This window comes from Kushneria indalinina DSM 14324, assembly GCF_003385845.1.
Taxonomy (GTDB): Bacteria; Pseudomonadota; Gammaproteobacteria; order Pseudomonadales; family Halomonadaceae; genus Kushneria; species Kushneria indalinina.
In genome coordinates this window covers 56,348-75,035 of record NZ_QRDJ01000010.1, presented here as the reverse complement: position 1 = coordinate 75,035, position 18,688 = coordinate 56,348, and the positions used below count along the sequence as shown (strand labels likewise).

Here is an 18,688-nt window from a genome sequence, read left to right as displayed (position 1 = left end):
TGATGAATCATCGGAATTGACGTTCCCGGCCGGTAACCCTATTCCCGGGGACGGCACTCGGCGTCCGGCAGCAGCCGGTCACGATCACCAAAATCCGACGGGCATAGTGCCTCCGGCTGCGTAATACGTTTTAACAGTGCCGGCAGCAGGCTGGTGTCAGGCCGGGCTGTCTCTGCCGAGCGCGATGTGACGGATTGCCACTGGCCGCTATCATCGCGCTCACCGATGACAAAGGCAAAGGAATAGCCGCCGGGCTGTCCCATACGCAGATCGGTCACGACCAGGGTGTCATCGCGTTCCTCGCTGCGCCAGAACGGTGCTGAAAACCAGCCCAGGCGCTGGCCTCCCCAGCTGTCGACAAGCATGTCATGGGCAGCCATGGGGCGGCTGAAGCTATCAAAGGCAAGCGTGTGGCGCTCATCAAACAGGCTGACCAGGGCTTCAAGCTGGCGGTCATCGTCGATGACGGTCACGCGCCAGACCAGCGTGTTCAGGGGCATGGGCTGGACCATGACCGGGCGGTCATCCAGCCCGCGCTGCACCAGTTCCGGCTGAACCTGGGCCATGACCATGGCCTTGGCGGCAACGGAAAAGCCCAGATATACCGTCGAAATGGCCAGCCCGATGACGACGGCCCGCCCCCGTGCTCCCCTGATCAGCGCCACGATAATGGCGATCAGCATGGGCAGGGTGTAGAGCGGATCGATGATGAAGATGGTCTTCCAGGCCACCGGTGGTGAGGCGATGGGCCAGAGCAGCTGGGTTCCGTAGGTGGTAAAGGCGTCCAGAATCGGGTGTGTCACCAGACACAGCCACCAGAACCAGAACCATGACGCGGTGGGGATGGTTCTTGTCGCCGGCAGGCGGGCACAGACAAGAGTTAAAAGCCCGGCCAGTGCTGACAGGACAAACACCGAGTGCGACACGCTGCGGTGATAGGTGTATTCGGCCACGGCGCTGCCGAAATCGATGAAGCTGTCCAGATCCGGCAGCGTCGCGGTCACCGCACCCAGCACAATCGATTTGCGGCCCAGCCGTCGTCCCAGTACGGCGCCGCCCAGCGCGCCACCCAGACAGGCCTGTGTCAGGGAATCCATCGTTTTTGTGTCACTCCTGTTTCTTGATGGATATCGCATCAGGTCATGGCAGCTATGCTTGTACCAGAGCTGATATCGGTACGGCCAGAGAGGGGCCGGGAGATCAAAGAGTAACAAGGAGTCGCCAACATGTCCCTGACCCAGCGTCAGCAGCAGGCGTTCAGAGCACTGGCCGCCGAGACCGACGGCATCGATGTCGAGGTTTATGAACGCTTCGAGCGTGATCCGCTGGACCCTATCATCGGGCTGGGTCAGCGTAACCTGCGCATCGGCTTTTTCGGCCGCGATCCCGGCCGCGATGAGGTGCGTTACGGCGAACCCTTTATCGGTGCCGGCGGCCAGCTGGTCAGAAAGGCGCTGCACGAACATCTCTACGGCGAGAAGATGCCGGATTTCGAGGCATCACGTGCCGTGGGCGAGCATTTTTTCTGGATCAACACAGTGCCCTACAAGCCGGTGGGGAACAAGGCGTGGTCGATGAAGATCAAGCGTCACTTCCATGCCCTGATGAACGAGCTGCTGATATCGCGCTGGGAAGGGCGTTCTCTGATCACGCTGGGGCGTGAAGCCTTTTTGTGGTTCGGCATCGATCAACCGAAGGCCGAGCGCGATCGCCTTGAGGCGTTCTGGAAACGCGATGACCGTTTTGAAAGCAGCATTGATATCACGCTGGAAGATGACCAGGGACAGACGCAGACCTTCACGCTCTATCCGCTGCCTCACCCATCGCCGCTGAATCAGACCTGGTACAGCCGTTTCCCGGGCCTGTTGGCGCAGCGTCTGGAGCAGCTGGACGTCAGGCCTGACAATCTGACGCTTTGATGATCAACACTTGTGGCTAGTCGGGGCGAATGGCCATGCGCCCGCTGCCGCAGAACAGCAGGGCCAGCGCCGCGCCCAGCATCAGCACTTCGGTTTCGATGTGCCAGCCGCCGGTCTCGCTCAGTGACCAGACTGCGCCCAGGCGCATCAGCACGATGGCAAACAGCATGTTGACAGCGGCCAGGGCGCCACCGATACGACAGCGCCAGCCGGCCAGAATCATCAGCGGGGCGATCAGTTCACCGATAAAGACACCAAAGGCCAGCGGTGCGGGCAGGCTCCAGTGCTCAAGGCGCCCGCCAATGTGGTCCACCACGCCCGGTGCGCCAATCTTGGCAATGCCGTGTAGCAACAGCGTGACGCCCAGTGCGATGCGAAGGAGCAGCTTGCCCAGATGCTCATTGTTGAAAAATGACATGATGTTCCCCGTATGCCGGTCCCGACTTGAAAAAGCCCTTGAGAGCCGGCATTACAGTGCCATCGTTTGAAGACATGTACCAGATGCTGCGGCGGCGCCGGACAATAGTGCCCTGTACCGCTGCAGGTCACGATCCACCTCCAACGGGAGTTTCACGTGCAATATCTACATACCATGGTGCGTATCACCGATATCGATCAGTCCCTGACGTTTTATTGCGACCTGCTGGGCATGAAGGAAGTGCGCCGCAAGGAGAGCGAAAAGGGGCGCTTCACCCTGATCTTTCTGGCGGCCAATGATGATGAGGCGTCCTCCAGCGAGCAGCAGGCGCCCGAGCTGGAGCTGACCTGGAACTGGGATCCGGAGGAGCTGACCACTGGTGCCCGCAACTTCGGTCACCTGGCCTACCGTGTCGATGACATCTATGCCACCTGCCAGCACCTGATGGACAACGGCGTGACCATCAACCGCCCGCCGCGCGATGGGCACATGGCGTTCGTCAAGTCGCCTGACGGTATCTCCATCGAGCTGCTGCAAAAGGGTGATCCGAAATCGGAGCAGGAGCCCTGGGCATCGATGGAAAATACCGGCAGCTGGTAGGTATTGTCTGACTCCGGACATGACAGGGGTCACCCGTTTGGGTGCCCCCTGTTGCGTTTCGGCGTGACCCTCCTGGTGCCTAGTGTGCGTGCCGGGCACCGGGCAGATTCAGACGCTGCGCCATACGCTCCATGGCGTCGACGCAGCGCGGCGCGATCGGCGTACAGAGCACCCAGGGCAGGACCACCAGCGCGATGGACAGAGACCCCATATAGACATCCTGCAGCCAGTGCGCACCGGCCATGACGCGCGGGGCACTGAGCACCGCGATCATGATGGCGCTCACAATCGCCGGACGGCGATCGCCAAAGCGCAGGATGAAGGCTGTAAAGACCATCAGCATCAGGCCGTGATCGCCGGGAAAGCTGTTCTTGTCGGAATCCTTGGTATCAAAGGACACGACATCGGTCAGGAAGTCGACGTTGTCAAAGGTCAGCGTCGGGCTTGGATGGCCATAGGTCATCTTGTTGGTCGCCACGGCCAGCAGCCCCGCCACTACCAGCATGGTCAGGCCCACGCCCAGCCAGCGCCAGAAACGCCCGGCGCGAGGGTCAAGCGAGATGGCCCAGGCAAAGATGGCCAGCAGCACAAAAAAGGACGCTGCATCGAAATAACGGGTGTTGACCACGGCCAGAAAATGGGTCCAGACCGGATGCTCACTGGTAATGAACTGGTTGAAAAACCAGAAGAGCCGGTCGTCGATCAGTGACCAGACCGAAAACCACAGCCAGCTTGCGAACAGGGCAAGCCCCGCCAGGTTGCAGTAGATAATCCTTTTTAGATGCATGACATCGTTTTCCTGAAGCAGGCCACGGAGATCATGAATCGCCTCGCGTATGTGTATGTCGGTGGGAAAGAGCGGCGCTCAGGCGTTTGAAAAGCTGTATCAGGTTATTAACGGCAGCCGAGGCCAGCGGTGTACACAGCACCCAGGGCAGGGCAATCAGGGCGATGGAGAGGGCACCAACATAAACGTCGCTGACCCAGTGGGCGCCTACCATGATGCGCGGCGCGCAGACCAGGACGACCAGCGCCGTGGCCAGCCAGGCGATCAGACGATCGGCGAAGTGCCACATGAAGGCGGCAAAGATCATGGCCATCAGTCCATGGTCGCTGGGGAAACTGCTGGAGGCAGTGTCCTTGGCCGGCAGACTGGTCAGATTGGTGAGCAGGTTGACGTTGTCCAGCATTCCGGTCGGGCTGGCGTGCTTGTAGGTCATGAGGTTGTGGATGATGTCCTGAAGGACCAGGGCCGTGGCGGTCATCACGAACCCGATGACGCCCCACTTGAGCCAGCTGCCCTGTGGGTCCCGCTTCATCGCGGCATAAAGCATGACCACCAGCAATACGAACATCGCCTTGTCGAAGGCGCGTGTATTGAGGCCGGCAAGGATGCTGGTCCATGTGGGGTGATCAGCCGTAATGAACTGATTGAAGAACCAGAAAATGGCGTCATCCACGGAGGACCAGACCAGAAACTGGGGCAGCCACCAGGTAGTGACCAGCGTCACACCCAGCAGGTTGTAGAAGAGGATTCGGCGTAGGTTCATGGCAAACACAGGCTGGTTATAAAACAGTGTTCATTGTAATTTAATGTTCCATTAATAAAAAGCCGCGCCTCTCAATCGCCTTACAAAAGAGAAGCTATTGTCCGGGGCGTCCGACAGATAGACACAAAAACAGCAGGCCCGAAGGCCTGCTGTAGAAAACAACGTCTGAGGGGGAAGGGCTACAGGGTTTCGATGGTGCGACGCTGCGCCATGAGCGTCTCACGAGTGGCGCGGGCCTGTTCGAGCTTGCCTCGCTCCTTGTCGACCACGGCGGCCGGCGCCTTGCTCATGAAGCTTTCATTGGCAAGCTTTTTCTCGACGCCACCGATGAGCTTGTCCTGCTTGTCGATGTCGCGATCGATGCGGGCCAGTTCGGCGTCGCGATCGATATGGCCGGCCATGGGGACATGGACCTCCATGGCGCCGACACGCTGGACGCTGGAGGCTGGCACCTCTTCGAAGGCGACAAACCGCACGCTTTCCAGCCGTGCCAGCTTGCTTAAAAACAGCGCATTGTCCTCAAGGCGCTGGCGGTCGGCCTCTTCGCCGTGGGTCAGCAGAACGTCCAGCGGCTTGCCGGGGGCGATGTTGAGCTCGGCGCGGATGTTACGAATGGCGATGATGACCGCCTTGACCCATTCGATATCGGCAATGGCAGCCTCATCGATGCGCGATTCGTCCGCCTGCGGCCAGGGCTGGACCATGATGGAGCTGCCCTGATGCTCGATATCCACCCCGGCCAGCACAGATACCTTCTGCCAGATCTCTTCGGTAATGAACGGCATCATCGGGTGGGCCAGACGCAGAATGGTCTCGAGTACGCGCACCAGCGTTCGACGTGTACCGCGACGCGCTTCAAGCGTGGCCTCGCTGTCCCACAGTACCGGCTTGGAAAGCTCCAGATACCAGTCGCAGTACTCGTTCCAGACAAAGTCATACAGCGCCTGGGAGGCATGGTCGAAGCGGAACTCCTCCAGCGCCTTGGTGACCTGGGTCTCGACCTGCTGAAGCTTTGATATGATCCAGCGGTCGGCCAGCGACAGCGCCACTTCGCCGTCAGGGCCGCAGTCCTCGCCCTCGGTATTCATCAGCACGTAACGTGCAGCGTTCCAGAGCTTGTTGCAGAAGTTGCGATAGCCTTCCAGACGACCCGAGTCGAACTTGACGTCCCGACCGGTGCTGGCCAGCGACAGGAAGGTATAGCGCAGCGCGTCAGTACCGTTGGATTCGATGCCCTCGGGGAACTCCGCCCGCGTGGCCTTCGCAATCGCCTTTGCCTTTTGCGGCTGCATCATGGCGCCGGTACGCTTTTCCAGCAGGGTGTCCAGATCAATGCCGTCGATCAGATCGATCGGATCGAGCACGTTGCCCTTGGACTTGGACATCTTCTGCCCCTGGCCGTCGCGCACCAGACCGTGCACATACACCGTTTTAAAGGGCACCTGACCGGTGAACTTGAGCGTCATCATGATCATCCGAGCGACCCAGAAGAAGATGATGTCAAAGCCCGTCACCAGCGTGCTGGTCGGGTGGAAGGTCTCCAGTTCCGGCGTCTGTTCGGGCCAGCCCAGCGTGCCGAAGGTCCAGAGCCCCGAGCTGAACCAGGTGTCCAGCACGTCATCATCCTGGGTCAGGATCGTGTCAGGGGAGAGCGCGTACTTCTCGCGCGCCTCTTTCTCGCTGCGTGCCACATAAAACTTCCCGTTTTCGTCATACCACGCCGGGATGCGATGGCCCCACCAGAGCTGGCGGGAGATGCACCAGTCCTGCAGATCACGCATCCACGAGAAGTACATGTTCTCGTAGCTTTTGGGCACAAAGCGGATATCGCCGTTTTCCACCGCCTCAATGGCAGGTTTGGCCAGCGTTTCGACCGCGACAAACCACTGATCGGTCAGCAGCGGTTCGATCACATCACCGGAACGGTCGCCATAGGGCAGGGTGTTGGTGATGGTCTCGACCTTCTCCAGAAGCCCCTGCGCGTCCATGTCGGCCACGATCTTCTCGCGCGCCTCAAAGCGGTTCAGGCCCTGATACGCCGCGGGCAGGGCGGTGTCGATGTCATCACGCGGGGTGCCGTCCATGTTGAAGACTTCGGCGGCGTCCCGGATGCAGGCACTTTGGGTGAAGACATTGATCAGCGCGCTGTCATGACGCCGACCCACACCGTAGTCATTGAAATCGTGCGCCGGGGTGATCTTCACACAGCCCGAGCCCTTGTCCATGTCGGCGTGCTCGTCGGCAATCACCGGAATACGACGGCCCACCAGCGGCAGGGTGACAAACTTGCCGACCAGCGAGGCGTAGCGCTCATCCGCCGGGTTGACCGCCACGCAGGTATCGCCCAGCAGTGTTTCCGGACGGGTGGTGGCGACCACCAGGTGATCCAGCCCTTCGCTTGTGGTGACGCCATCGGCCAACGGATAACGGAAGTGCCAGAACTGGCCCTGCTGATCGCGGTTTTCCACTTCCAGATCCGAGATCGCCGTGCCCAGCGTCGGGTCCCAGTTGACCAGCCGCTTGCCGCGATAGATCAGCCCTTCGTCATGCAGACGGACAAAGGCCTCGCGCACGGCGTTGGAGAAACCCTCATCCATGGTGAAGCGCTCGCGGCTCCAGTCAACGCTGGTGCCCATGCGCCGAAGCTGGCGGGTGATATGACCGCCGGACTCGTTTTTCCACTCCCAGACCTTGTCGATGAACGCCTCGCGGCCCAGATCGTGGCGGGACTGACCGGTCTCGTGCTGCAGCTTGCGCTCGACCAGCATCTGCGTGGCGATACCGGCGTGGTCGGTGCCGATCTGCCACAGCGTGTTGTGTCCCTTCATGCGCTGATAGCGGATCAGGGTATCCATCAGCGTGTCCTGAAAGGCATGGCCCATGTGCAGACTGCCGGTCACATTGGGCGGCGGGATCATGATGGCGTAGGGCGTGCCCTGACCGGAGGGCGCAAAATGTCCCTGTGATTCCCAGTGCTGATACCAGGCGCGTTCGATCGACTCAGGCTGATAGGTTTTTTCCATGGACCGGCTCGGTTTGAAACTGTGAAGTGCTCGCGCGGATCCAGTGCCCGCGCGAGTCTGCGAAAAATGGCGCCAATTATAGCGCCGCGGGGGGGCTGTCGTCATGGTATGGGCGCGCTAAAGAATTGAGGGCCGCTGCCGATAGAGTGCGACCGGTTAATACTAAAGTCTAAAAAGCATGGAATGCTGGATGGGCCCGGTGAGATCGCTTCTTTTTTGGCAGGTATTCAAGTGAGTATGCAGACATGCAGGTAACAGGGACATCACGCTCAAACCTTTTCTCGGGATTTCGAAAGCATGCAGACCCCTCGCAGGCCGATCGAACGCTGACGGAAGAGGCAGGCCAGCCGCAGGGCATGACCCTGCGCCGTCAGATGCTGGCCGGTATTGCCATCATGTGGCTGATTCTGGTGGGCATGCTCATGATTAATGCCTGGCAGAGCCGTGGCGTCATGTACACCGAGCGTGAGGCGCGCCTCACCAGTGCCGTGGACATGGCAGAAAGTCTGGTGCAGCACTATCAGGCACGGGTCGAGCGCGGCGAGCTGACAGACAGTGCGGCACGCCAGCAGGCCTTTGATGAGCTTCGCAGCCTGCGCTTTGATGGGGGCGACAACTATGTCTACGTCGTCAACGGCAACCTGCAGATCATGGCCCATCCCAAACGGCCCTATGGGCAGGACGTCTCTGGCGTGACCGACCCGGCCGGGCGGCTGCTGTTTCAGGATCTGGTCACCGAAGGCCGGGCCAACGGACAGGGCTTTACCGAATACCGCTCCAACTTTGCCCGTGGCTCGGAGGCGCAGCCTCGTGTCAGGGCCTTTGTCTCCCAATATCAGCCCTGGGATATCTATCTGGCCAGCGGCGTGTTCATGGGCGACGTCAACGCCACCGTGCTGGAAAACCTGATGGAATCGGCGCTGGTCGTACTGATCGCGGGCGCGCTGCTCACGGCCATGTTCTGGTGGGGCATGCAGCGCGTGCTGCGTCGTCTGGGTGGAGAGCCCGCTTACGCAGCCGGTGTGGTCCGACAGATTGCTGATGGCGATCTGACCGCGCCCGTTTCGCTTCGCGAGGGGGACCGCACCAGTCTGCTGGCCAATATTCGCAGCATGCGCGACGCGCTGGCAGATTCGGTGCGTGCCATTCAGACCACCACCCAGTCGGTCGACCAGGGCGCCAGTGAAATTGCCTCGGGCAATCAGGAGCTTTCCTCGCGCACCGAGCAGCAGGCCGCCGCGCTGGAAGAAACCTCGTCGAGCATGGAGCAGATGACCGCCAGCGTGCGTCAGAGTGCCGAAAGTGCCGACCAGGCGCGCCAGCTGGCCCAGCAGGCGCGGGATACCTCACGTGAAGGTCAGCAGGCCATCGATGAGGCCGTTCAGTCGATGGCCGCCATCACCGAAGGCTCCACGAAAATTGCCGATATCGTCTCGCTGATCGACAGCATCGCCTTTCAGACCAACCTGCTGGCACTCAACGCCTCCGTTGAGGCTGCCCGCGCCGGTGAAGAAGGACGTGGCTTTGCGGTCGTCGCCGGCGAGGTACGCCAGCTGGCCAATCGCTCGGCCTCGGCCGCGCAGGACATCAAGGCGTTGATCGACACCTCGGGACAGCAGGTGGGAGAGGGTGCCCAGCGAGTGCAGGCGGCCAGTGAGCGCATGGGGGATGTGGATGCGCGTATCCAGCGCATGAACGACCTGCTGGGTGAAATCGCCGCCGGTGCTCGCGAGCAGAGCAGCGGTATCGAGCAGATCAATCAGGCGGTCAGCCAGATGGATCAGTCCACCCAGCACAACGCTGCTCTGGTAGAGCAGACTGCCGCCGCCGCCGGTGAGCTTGAAGGGCGCGCGCAGGAGCTGCGTGAATTTACCCGCCGCTTCAATGTGGAACACCAGTACTGAGACGCTGCCAGTCCAGGCCTTCTGGAGCAGGCAAAATAAAAGGGGGCCGGCATCTGCCGGCCCCCTTTTTATGCGATCACTGCGCTCATCGTCAGCCGTTGATGTGGTGGGCCTTGACCTCATAGCCGCGGCTTTTGTAGGTCTGCCAGCACTCGCGCTTGGCACTGAGCACTTCCTGATGCTGGTTGATGATCTCGGCGACGCGCTCAAAGCGGGAAAACCAGGCCGGAATGGTGGCGTTCAGGTTCAAAAGCGCCTCGATACCCGGCTCGGGCGGTGCTTCCCACCCGAGCGTGACCGGGGCCGGTGGCAGGCTCTGCTCGTTGAAGAGCACGTGCGGCACAAAGGCGTCCTGGCGAAAGATCCACAGGCGCTCGTCAAACTCGCGCGCCATGGCCTCATCTTCCAGATGGACGTGCAGCCGATAGCCCTTGCGGTAGATGGTCTCGGCCAGCCGACAGGCAAAGTCGAATCTGGCCTCGAGCGTGGTAGCCGACAGCACGTAGAAATCGATGCGGGTCATGCTCAGACGCCGCCGTCGATGTCCAGGCGCGCCCCGGTGGTAAAGGAGGCCTCGTCACTGGCCAGCCACAGGATGCCGTTGGCAATTTCGTCGGCATTGCCGGCGCGTCCCATGGGGATGCTCTGGCTGGATTTTTCCGGCTTGTCCGGGTTGCCGCCGCTGGCATGAATCTCGGTGTTGACCACGCCCGGGCGTACGGCGTTGACCCGGATGCCTTCCCCGGCGAGTTCCTTGGCCAGGCCCTCGGTAAAGGTGTCGATCGCGCCCTTGGAAGCGGCATAGTCCACGTATTCTCCCGAACCGCCGCGATGGGACGCCGCCGAGGAGATATTGACGATGGCACCGCCCTGGCCGCCATGGCGGGTCGACATGCGCTTGATCGCCTCGCGCGCACAGATGAAGGGGCCGGTCACGTTGATGCGCATCATGCGATCCACGCGCTCGAAGCTCATCTCTTCCACGCGAGAGACCTGGTCGATGATGCCGGCATTGTTGACCAGCACGTTTACCGGGCCCAGCTCGCGATCGACCGTTTCAAACAGCGCCACGATGTCGGCTTCCACGGCCATGTCGGCCTGTACCGCCACGGCCCGGCCACCGGCTGCGGTAATGTCGTTGACGACCTGGTCGGCGGCGTCACGGTTGCTGACGTAGTTGACGGCCACCTGATAGCCGCGGGCGGCGGCCAGACGGGCAGTGGCAGCACCAATGCCACGGCTGCCGCCGGTCACGATCATGACGTTGCTCATTGAAGCTCTCCTGTAGGGTAGGGCAGGCGTTAATGCAAAAACGCCGCCCGCAGGCGGCGTCAAATGGCTTAGGCCAGACGGGTCAGCCAGCCATGACGGTCTTCAACGCGACCGTACTGAATATCGAGCAGCTGCTTGCGGATCGACCTGCCGACCTCGCCGCCATTGCCGCTGCTGCAGCTCAGGCGGTCATTGTCGCTGACCAGCTCACCGATGGGCGTGATGACGGCGGCGGTACCACAGGCGAACACTTCGGTGATCTCGCCGGAATGAATGCCGTCGCGCCACTCATCGATGCTGATGGCACGCTCCTCGGGCTTGAGCCCGGCATCGGCGGCCAGCTGCAGGACCGAATCACGCGTGACGCCCTCAAGGATGGTGCCGGTCAGGGCCGGCGTGACGATGCGCCCGTCCTTGAACACGAAAAACAGGTTCATGCCGCCCAGCTCTTCGACCCACTTGTTCTCGACCGCGTCCAGAAAGGCGACCTGATCACAGCCGTGCGCTTCGGCTTCCTTTTGTGCGGCAAGCGATGCGGCGTAGTTGCCGCCGCACTTGGCAAAGCCGGTCCCGCCGGGGGCGGCGCGGTTGTAGTTCGAGGAGAGCCAGATCGAGACCGGCTTGACGCCGCCCTTGAAGTACGCCGCCGCCGGCGAGGCGATCACGTAGTAGTCGACCTCTTTTGACGGACGCACGCCCAGAAACTTCTCGCTGGCGATCATGAAGGGGCGCAGGTAGAGGCTCGATTCCTCGGCCTCAGAGGCGGGGGTGGGCACCCAGTTGACGTCCTGGCTGACCAGCGCCTTGAGTGAGGCAATAAAGGTCTCGGCGTCCAGTTCCGGCAGGGCCAGACGGCGTGCCGAGGCCTGAAAGCGTGCTGCGTTTTTTTCCGGTCGGAAGGTCCATACCGAGCCGTCCGCGTGGCGGTAGGACTTGACCCCTTCAAAGATCTCCTGGGCGTAGTGCAGCACGGACGCGGCCGGGTCCAGCGTCAGCGGGCCGTAGGGTCGCACCTCGCCGTTGCTCCAGCCGTCGGCATGGGTCCAGCGCACGTGCACCATGTGATCGGTGAAATAGCGGCCGAAACCGGGGTTTTTCAGAATCTCGTCACGCTGACCGGCATCGGTGGGCGTAGTCGTGGGGCGAAGCTCAAGGCCTTGAGAGGAAGACACGATTCGGATTCTCCGTTCGTACGGTGGCCAGGCGAGAAGTACACATCGCTGTCGATCATCGGCAACGGCGTATCCGATAACGCTGGTCCGACAGATGATTAAGGGAAACGTCAGAAACAGGTTGCCAAGAATGACACAGGCGCCCTGCGCCAATAAAGCCCGCCGCGCAGCGACGGGTGCAGGGCGCTCTGGTTCTGATCAGTGAGACTCGCGGGAGAGCAGGTATTCGCTCAGAAGCCCGACCGGTCGGCCGGTCCCGCCCTTTTTGCCATCCCAGGCGGTGCCGGCGACATCCAGATGGGCCCAGGAGTAGCTTTCGGCAAAGCGCGAGAGAAAGCAGGCCGCCGTGATGGTGCCGGCCGGGCGGCCACCGATGTTGGCCAGATCGGCGTATTCGGAGTCGAGCTGACTCTGATAGTCATCCCACAGCGGCAGCTGCCAGGCACGGTCCCAGGCGGTGGTGCCCGCGGTCAGAAGCTGCTGTGCCAGGGCGTCATCATTGGCCAGCAGCGCCGTGGTCTGATGGCCAAGTGCCACAATGCAGGCGCCGGTCAGGGTGGCGATATCCACCACCGAGGCAGGCTTGTAGCGCTCGGCATAGGTCAGGGCGTCGCACAGCACCAGTCGGCCTTCGGCGTCGGTGTTGAGAATCTCGACGGTCAGGCCCTTGAGCGTGGTGATGATATCGCCGGGCTTGAAGGCTTTGGCATCCGGCATGTTTTCGGCCGAGGCGATGATGGCGACCACGTTGATCTTCGGCTTCAGGGCGGTAATGGCCTTCATGGTGCCCATCACGCTGGCGGCCCCGCCCATGTCGAATTTCATCTCGTCCATGTTGGCACCGCCCTTGATCGAGATGCCGCCACTGTCAAAGGTAATGCCCTTGCCGACCAGCACATGGGGTGCTTCGTCAGGGTCGTCGGCGCCCTGATACTCCATCACTATCAGGCGCGACGGCTCGGCGCTGCCCTGGCCCACGGCCAGAATCGCGCCCGCCCCCATGGTTTCGAGCGCCTTCTCGTCATGCACGGTGACCTTGAGATCGCCCTCGCTGCCCAGCTTCTCGGCCTCGCTGGCCAGATAGCGCGGGGTGCAGACATTGCCGGGGAGATTGCCCAGTTCCCGGGCCAGGTTGATACCGGCGCCAATGCCGGCGCCCGTGCGCGCGCCCTCTTCGGCAGCGGCGGCATCGTTGGCGTCGCTGACCACCAGCGACAGCCGGGTCAGAGCGATCGGCGGGCGCTTTTTCGATTTGAAGGTGTCAAAGCGATAACTGGCGCGCAGGGTGGCTTCGGCAATCATGCGTGCCTTCCAGACGGTATCATGCGGGCCGTTTTCCCGATCCAGCATGGCGATGGCGGCGTTTTCGACCGGCAGGGACAGCAGCGTCCCGAGGGCGGCATCGAGTACCTTTCGAAAGGCGCCTTCATTGAACTCTCTGGTTTCACCGCAGCCCACCAGCAAAAGGCGGGCGGTGTTCAGGCCGGGAGCAAAGGGGACCAGCTGTGTGGCAGCCGTCACCGGATCAAAGTCGCCCCGTTCCATGAGCTGTGTGATCAGGCGCTCGCTGGCGTCATCCAGGCGCTCGGTGGCCGGGGGCAAATCACCGTCCTTGAACACCGGCACAATGATGCAGTCGGTTTCACAGCGGGCCGGGTTGGCGGTGAGCACGGGAAATTCCATGGTGTCTCCCCAAGACAATGCGGTGGGTATTGGTGATAATGACTGTTTCGAACAGACATGGTGTCGAGTACGTTAAACGGCTATTCGACGCGTTGAACAGGTGGGCCCGAACAGGCCTTCAGTGTACGCAAACCCCTGCACCATTGCATGGTCAGGAGCTATCCTGCGGAGTACGCATCGGAAACGATCGCTCGATATTGATGTATGAGGGAGTCTACGCTTGATCGTTTTTCGCTACTTGATTCGTGAAATACTGACCACGATGAGTGCCGTGACCGGCATTCTGCTGCTGGTCATCATGGGCAATCGTTTCATTCGTTACTTTTCCGATGTGGCTGATGGCGACTTCCCGGCCAGCCTGCTGGGCAGCCTGATGCTGTTCCATCTGCCCAGTTTCCTCCAGCTGATCCTGCCGCTGGCCTTTTTTCTGGGCATTCTGCTGGCCTATGGGCAGCTTTATCTCAACAGCGAAATGACCGTGCTGGCGGCCTGTGGCGTCAGCCCCGTTCGTATTCTGGGGGCGTCATGCTGGCCGGCGCTTTTAATGGCCTGCGTGGTCGGCGCCTGCAGCCTGTGGCTGACGCCGGCGGGGCTGACCCAGAATGAAAGAACGCTGACCGAGCAGCAGGAGCGGGCCGATTTCAGCGCGCTGACGCCGGGACGCTTTCAAAAGCTCGGCGATCGCACCATCTATGCCGAACGCGTCGAGCAGGGCAGCAGTCGGATGGAAAATGTCTTCATCGCCGAGCAGACCCGCAACGAGCAGGGCCAGCGCGTGGATGTCCTGACCCGGGGCGAGAGCGGCTATCAGACCACTGACCCGGACAGCGAAAGCCGCTTTCTGGTGCTCTCCGACGGTACCCGGGAGAGTGTCAGGCCGGGAAGCCGGGTGGCCGAGCGGCTGGCGTTTGATACCTATGCTGCCCGGCTTGAAAACGGCACGGCTCAGATGGATGTCGATGACGTCGAACTTCAGCCCACCTGGCGCCTGCTTGGGGATGAGAGCAACAAGGCGCGTGCGGCACTTCAATGGCGTATTTCGCTCGCCCTGATGGTGCCGATCCTGACCCTGATTGCGCTGCCGCTGTCACGGGCCAACCCGCGCCAGGGTCGGTTTGCCAAGATGATGCCGGCCATCATTTTATATGTGGCCTACATGAGTCTTTTGCTGGCCGCCCAGGACGCGGTAGGTAGCGGCGCGCTTTCGGCCGTTATCGGCCTCTGGCCCGTCCACGCTGTCTTTGCGCTGATAGGGGCATGGCTTTTGTATCGAAGCAGCCGCCATGGAGGGACGCGGTGATGTTCAATCAGCTTGATCGCTACATCGCGCGCAATGTCCTCATGGGCATGCTCATCGTGCATCTCATTATTCTCGGGCTCGATTTCACCATCAGCTTCATCAACGATCTGGGCGATACCGAGGGCAATTACGGCACCCTGCAGGTGCTGATGTATGGCGTGATCCGCCTGCCCTGGCGCTTTTATCAGTATGCCCCGGTGAGCGTGCTGATCGGCTCGCTGGTGGGGCTCGGGGCGATGGCCTCCAGCAACGAGCTGACCGTCATGCGCTCGGCCGGATTTTCCCTGTGGCGCATTCTGATCGGGGTCATGAAGCCGCTTTTGATCGTGGTGCTGGTGATCATGTCGATCGGTGAATTTGCCGCGCCGCGCACCGAGATGTTTGGCCAGGCATGGCGTACCGAGCTGCAGGAGGGCAACGCCATCTCCCGCCGGGGGGGCTGGCAGCGAGAGGGTGACAGCTACTATCGCTTCGGCTCCATCCGCTCGGACAATACGCTGCTGGACGTCAATCGCTTTCGCTATGACGACGATCGGCTGGTGGAGGCGACCCACGCTTCACGCGCGGTGCTTGAGGGTGATGAGTGGACGCTGGAGGACGTGGATCGGACCCTGATCCACGAGGAGACCACCGAGGCCGAGCATCTCGACCAGCTCGAGTGGGACACGTCGCTGGACCCGGAGCTGCTGCGATTGATCATCACCGATCGCAACAGCCAGTCGATCGAGGACCTCTGGCGCTACGGCAGCTATCTCAACGAGCAGGGCATCAGCGCCACCGATACCTGGCTCTATTTCTGGCAGAAGGTGCTGCTGCCGCTGACGCTGATCTCGCTGGTGATCATTGCGGCCTCGTTCATCTTTGGCCCGCTGAGAAGCGTCGCCGCGGGGACGCGGGTGTTCTACGGCACGGTGGTCGGACTGGTCTTCAAGTATGTGCAGGACCTGCTCGGGCCTGCCGCGACCATCTTCGGGTTCTCACCCATCTGGGCCATCGTGGTGCCCATGGCGGTCTGTTTCGGCATCGGTTTCTGGCTGCTGCGCCGCGCCGGCTGACCCGCCGCCAGTCTCCGGCACTGTCTATACGCCCTGAAGCAAGCGCTTCGGGGCGTTTTGCGTCCGGCCTCTCCAGGCACCGGCGCGTTGGACCAATAGCCGTTTGTTGTGCTGTCGTCGCAGTGCCAGAGTAGACAGGGGCCGAGAGCTTCTTGCCTCAACCGCTACCCTGATTCTCTGGAGGTGGACAATGCAATACGCCAGACCCGGCAGTTCGGATGCACTCGTACGCTTTCGCGATCGCTATGACAACTTCATCGGCGGTGAGTGGTGCGCACCCAATGATGGCCGCTATATGGACAACGTCACGCCGGTCACCGGTGAGGTGTTCTGCCAGGTGCCGCGCTCCGGGCGCGAGGATATCGATCGCGCCGTCAAGGCCGCGCAAAAGGCAGCGCCGGGCTGGGCCGCCACGCCCCCGGCCGAGCGCGCCGCTGTGCTGCTCAGGATTGCCGATCGCATCGAGAACAATCTTGAGATGCTGGCCGTGGCCGAGACCTGGGACAACGGCAAGCCGATCCGGGAGTGTCTGGCGGCCGATTTGCCGCTGCTTGTGGACCACTTTCGCTACTTCGCCGGCTGTATCCGGGCGCAGGAGGGCGGTATCAGCGAGATCGACAGCGAGACGGTGGCCTATCACTACCACGAACCGTTTGGTGTGGTGGGGCAGATCATCCCCTGGAACTTTCCGCTGTTGATGGCCGGCTGGAAGCTGGCACCAGCGCTGGTGGCCGGCAACTGCAGCGTGTTGAAGCCTGCCGAGCAGACGCCGGCCTCCATCTGCGTGCTGCTGGAGTTGATTGGCGATCTGCTGCCGCCGGGCGTTTTGAACGTGGTGCAGGGCATCGGCGAGGAGGCCGGCGAGGCGCTGGCGACCCACCCGGGCATCCAGAAGATTGCCTTTACCGGCTCCACGCCGGTGGGCAGCCACATCATGTCCCGGGCGGCCGAGCGCATCATTCCAGCCACGCTGGAGCTGGGCGGCAAATCACCCAATATCTATTTCGAGGATGTGCTGGACCACGGGGACGCCTATATCGACAAGTGCGTCGAAGGGCTGATGATGACCTTTCTCAATCAGGGCGAGGTCTGCACCTGCCCGTCCCGCGCGCTGATTCACGAGTCGGTCTATGACACGCTGATCTCGCGTGCCGTGGCGCGTGCTAAAACGCTTAAATCCGGCAATCCGCTGGATACCGACACCGAGATGGGCGCCCAGGTCTCGAAAGAGCAGTTCGACAAGATCCTCTCCTATATGGAGATCGGTCGCGACGAGGGCGCCGAGCTGCTGCTGGGCGGCGAGCGCGCCTCGGTCGATGATGACTATCAAAACGGCTTTTACGTGCAGCCCACGATCTTCAAGGGCCGCAACGACATGCGCATCTTCCAGGAGGAGATCTTCGGTCCCACGCTGTCGGTGACCACCTTCAAGACCGAGGAAGAAGCCCTGGCGATCGCCAACGACACCGAGTTCGGCCTGGGTGCTGGCGTCTGGACGCGTGACATGAACCGTGCCTATCGCATGGGCCGGGCCATCCAGGCCGGTCGCGTGTGGACCAACTGCTACCACCAGTATCCGGCGCACGCCGCCTTCGGGGGCTACAAGAAATCCGGTATCGGCCGCGAGACCCATCTGGCCGCGCTGGGTAACTATCAGCAGATCAAGTGCCAGCTGATCTCCTATAGCGACAGCCCGGCCGGTCTGTATTGAATACGATCTCCGGGTATCAGAGAGCGACTTCGGTCGCTCTTTTTTATGTCCCCATCACTTTTGCGATTGACGCGAATGAAAATGTTTCGCATATTGCACGGATGCAATCTCTTATGAGAATCATTTGTATTCTCTTTGTGGTGGAGGGCTCCATGTTTGTATGCATGTGCAAGAAGGTCACGGACGGGCAGTTAAAGCAGGCGGTAGCGCTGGGCGCTTCGAGCTGGGAGGACGTTTCCCGGATGACCCGGTGTTCCACCCAGTGCGGCAAGTGCACCTGTCTTGCCCAGGAGATCGTTGATGAAGCCCTTTTGAGTCGCCACATGGCGCAGCATATCCCGGCCCGACACTATGAGGAGCTGGCCTACGCCGTGCGGTGACAGGCCCGCCCCGGCAGGGGGCAGCAATCCTGATTGTTAACTGTTTGAATTATCTTGTGATAATGGCTCGCATCGAGCCTTTTTTTGTGTTTTCCCGGTCGAAATCCCCGTGCGTTTGATGGATACTGCCTCCACAGGCGGACGCAGGTTTCGGCGACCGCCATGACCACTGATGGCGGAGAAGAACATGAAAGGCGATCCTCAGGTTATCGAGCACCTCAACAAAATCCTTGGCAATGAACTCGTTGCCATCAATCAGTATTTCCTGCATGCACGCATGTATCGCAACTGGGGCCTGCATGGCCTGGGCGACTGGGAATACAAGGAATCCATCGAAGAGATGCAGCATGCCGATATTCTGATCGAGCGCATTCTGTTCCTCGACGGTCTGCCCAATCTGCAGGATCTGGGCAAGCTGCATATCGGCGAGCACGTTCAGGAAATGCTGGAGTGCGATCTGCGCATCGAGCATGAAGGCCGTGATGATCTGATCAAGGCCATCCGCCACTGCGAATCCGTGGCCGACTACCCCAGCAGCGAGATGCTCAAGAAGATCCTGGCCGAGGAAGAAGAGCACATCGATATCATCGAAACCGAACTGCACCTGCTCGAGCAGGTCGGGCTGGAAAACTACAAGCAGCGTCAGATGCGCCCGGCCAACGAGCGCGAAGAGGGCGAGACCGCGACCTGATTCGGTCACC

The 18,688-nt window shown here is 61.3% G+C and carries 17 protein-coding genes; 8 read left to right on the top strand and 9 right to left on the bottom strand.

Annotated elements, in window-relative coordinates; translation table 11 throughout:
* Positions 1–38: 38 nt before the first annotated feature.
* A complete protein-coding gene (locus C8D72_RS16250) occupies positions 39–1,097 on the bottom strand; it encodes a metal-dependent hydrolase (protein WP_115855509.1) in 1,059 nt (352 codons plus the stop codon).
* 129 nt (positions 1,098–1,226) lie between these two features.
* Between C8D72_RS16250 and C8D72_RS16245 the strand changes: the two genes are divergently transcribed.
* Positions 1,227–1,919: a uracil-DNA glycosylase family protein gene (locus C8D72_RS16245; protein WP_115855508.1), complete on the top strand. Its 693-nt coding sequence runs from the start codon at positions 1,227–1,229 to the stop codon at positions 1,917–1,919.
* A gap of 16 nt (positions 1,920–1,935) precedes the next feature.
* Here C8D72_RS16245 and C8D72_RS16240 read toward each other — a convergent pair whose 3' ends face one another.
* The gene (locus C8D72_RS16240) at positions 1,936–2,337 is read right to left on the bottom strand and encodes a DoxX family protein (RefSeq protein ID WP_115855507.1); all 402 of its coding nucleotides are present in this window, start codon (positions 2,335–2,337) and stop codon (positions 1,936–1,938) included.
* A gap of 156 nt (positions 2,338–2,493) precedes the next feature.
* Between C8D72_RS16240 and gloA the strand changes: the two genes are divergently transcribed.
* A complete protein-coding gene (gene gloA / locus C8D72_RS16235; protein ID WP_115855506.1) occupies positions 2,494–2,937 on the top strand; it encodes a lactoylglutathione lyase in 444 nt (147 codons plus the stop codon).
* A gap of 79 nt (positions 2,938–3,016) precedes the next feature.
* On the opposite strand, the gene C8D72_RS16230 is transcribed toward gloA, so the two are convergent.
* From C8D72_RS16230 to C8D72_RS16220, 3 genes are all read right to left on the bottom strand, one after another.
* The gene (locus C8D72_RS16230) at positions 3,017–3,724 is read right to left on the bottom strand and encodes a phosphatase PAP2 family protein (protein ID WP_115855505.1); all 708 of its coding nucleotides are present in this window, start codon (positions 3,722–3,724) and stop codon (positions 3,017–3,019) included.
* Positions 3,725–3,755: 31 nt separating this feature from the next.
* Positions 3,756–4,487 carry a phosphatase PAP2 family protein gene (locus C8D72_RS16225; protein ID WP_115855504.1) on the bottom strand — a complete coding sequence of 244 codons (732 nt, stop codon included), beginning with the start codon at positions 4,485–4,487 and terminating at the stop codon, positions 3,756–3,758.
* Between the two features lie 179 nt (positions 4,488–4,666).
* On the bottom strand, positions 4,667–7,510 hold the full coding sequence (locus C8D72_RS16220; protein ID WP_115855503.1) for a valine--tRNA ligase: 2,844 nt from the start codon (positions 7,508–7,510) through the stop codon (positions 4,667–4,669).
* Positions 7,511–7,755: 245 nt separating this feature from the next.
* Here C8D72_RS16220 and C8D72_RS16215 point away from each other — a divergent pair, with 245 nt between their 5' ends.
* Complete coding sequence (locus C8D72_RS16215; protein ID WP_245955311.1) at positions 7,756–9,414, top strand: methyl-accepting chemotaxis protein; 1,659 nt, start codon at positions 7,756–7,758, stop codon at positions 9,412–9,414.
* A 91-nt stretch (positions 9,415–9,505) separates the two neighbouring features.
* On the opposite strand, the gene C8D72_RS16210 is transcribed toward C8D72_RS16215, so the two are convergent.
* The 4 genes from C8D72_RS16210 to C8D72_RS16195 form a co-directional block, all read right to left on the bottom strand.
* Positions 9,506–9,937, bottom strand: a complete 432-nt coding sequence (locus tag C8D72_RS16210; protein WP_115855502.1) for a DNA polymerase III subunit chi — start codon at positions 9,935–9,937, stop codon at positions 9,506–9,508.
* Positions 9,938–9,939: 2 nt separating this feature from the next.
* On the bottom strand, positions 9,940–10,686 hold the full coding sequence (locus C8D72_RS16205) for a glucose 1-dehydrogenase (RefSeq protein ID WP_115855501.1): 747 nt from the start codon (positions 10,684–10,686) through the stop codon (positions 9,940–9,942).
* Between the two features lie 68 nt (positions 10,687–10,754).
* Entirely contained in the window at positions 10,755–11,858 is a 1,104-nt protein-coding gene (locus tag C8D72_RS16200) for a branched-chain amino acid aminotransferase (RefSeq protein ID WP_245955310.1), read from the bottom strand.
* 198 nt (positions 11,859–12,056) lie between these two features.
* A complete protein-coding gene (locus C8D72_RS16195; protein WP_115855500.1) occupies positions 12,057–13,541 on the bottom strand; it encodes a leucyl aminopeptidase in 1,485 nt (494 codons plus the stop codon).
* A 220-nt stretch (positions 13,542–13,761) separates the two neighbouring features.
* On the opposite strand from C8D72_RS16195, the gene lptF reads away from it, so the two are divergent.
* From lptF to bfr, 5 genes are all read left to right on the top strand, one after another.
* The gene (gene lptF / locus C8D72_RS16190; protein ID WP_115855499.1) at positions 13,762–14,841 is read left to right on the top strand and encodes an LPS export ABC transporter permease LptF; all 1,080 of its coding nucleotides are present in this window, start codon (positions 13,762–13,764) and stop codon (positions 14,839–14,841) included.
* A complete protein-coding gene (gene lptG / locus C8D72_RS16185) occupies positions 14,841–15,896 on the top strand; it encodes an LPS export ABC transporter permease LptG (RefSeq protein ID WP_115855498.1) in 1,056 nt (351 codons plus the stop codon). The genes lptF and lptG overlap by 1 nt, the downstream gene beginning before the upstream one ends.
* A gap of 190 nt (positions 15,897–16,086) precedes the next feature.
* Entirely contained in the window at positions 16,087–17,607 is a 1,521-nt protein-coding gene (gene exaC, locus C8D72_RS16180) for an acetaldehyde dehydrogenase ExaC (protein ID WP_115855497.1), read from the top strand.
* A 113-nt stretch (positions 17,608–17,720) separates the two neighbouring features.
* A complete protein-coding gene (locus C8D72_RS16175) occupies positions 17,721–17,987 on the top strand; it encodes a (2Fe-2S)-binding protein (protein WP_245955309.1) in 267 nt (88 codons plus the stop codon).
* 187 nt (positions 17,988–18,174) lie between these two features.
* Positions 18,175–18,678, top strand: a complete 504-nt coding sequence (bfr, locus tag C8D72_RS16170; protein WP_115855521.1) for a bacterioferritin — start codon at positions 18,175–18,177, stop codon at positions 18,676–18,678.
* Positions 18,679–18,688: the final 10 nt, after the last annotated feature.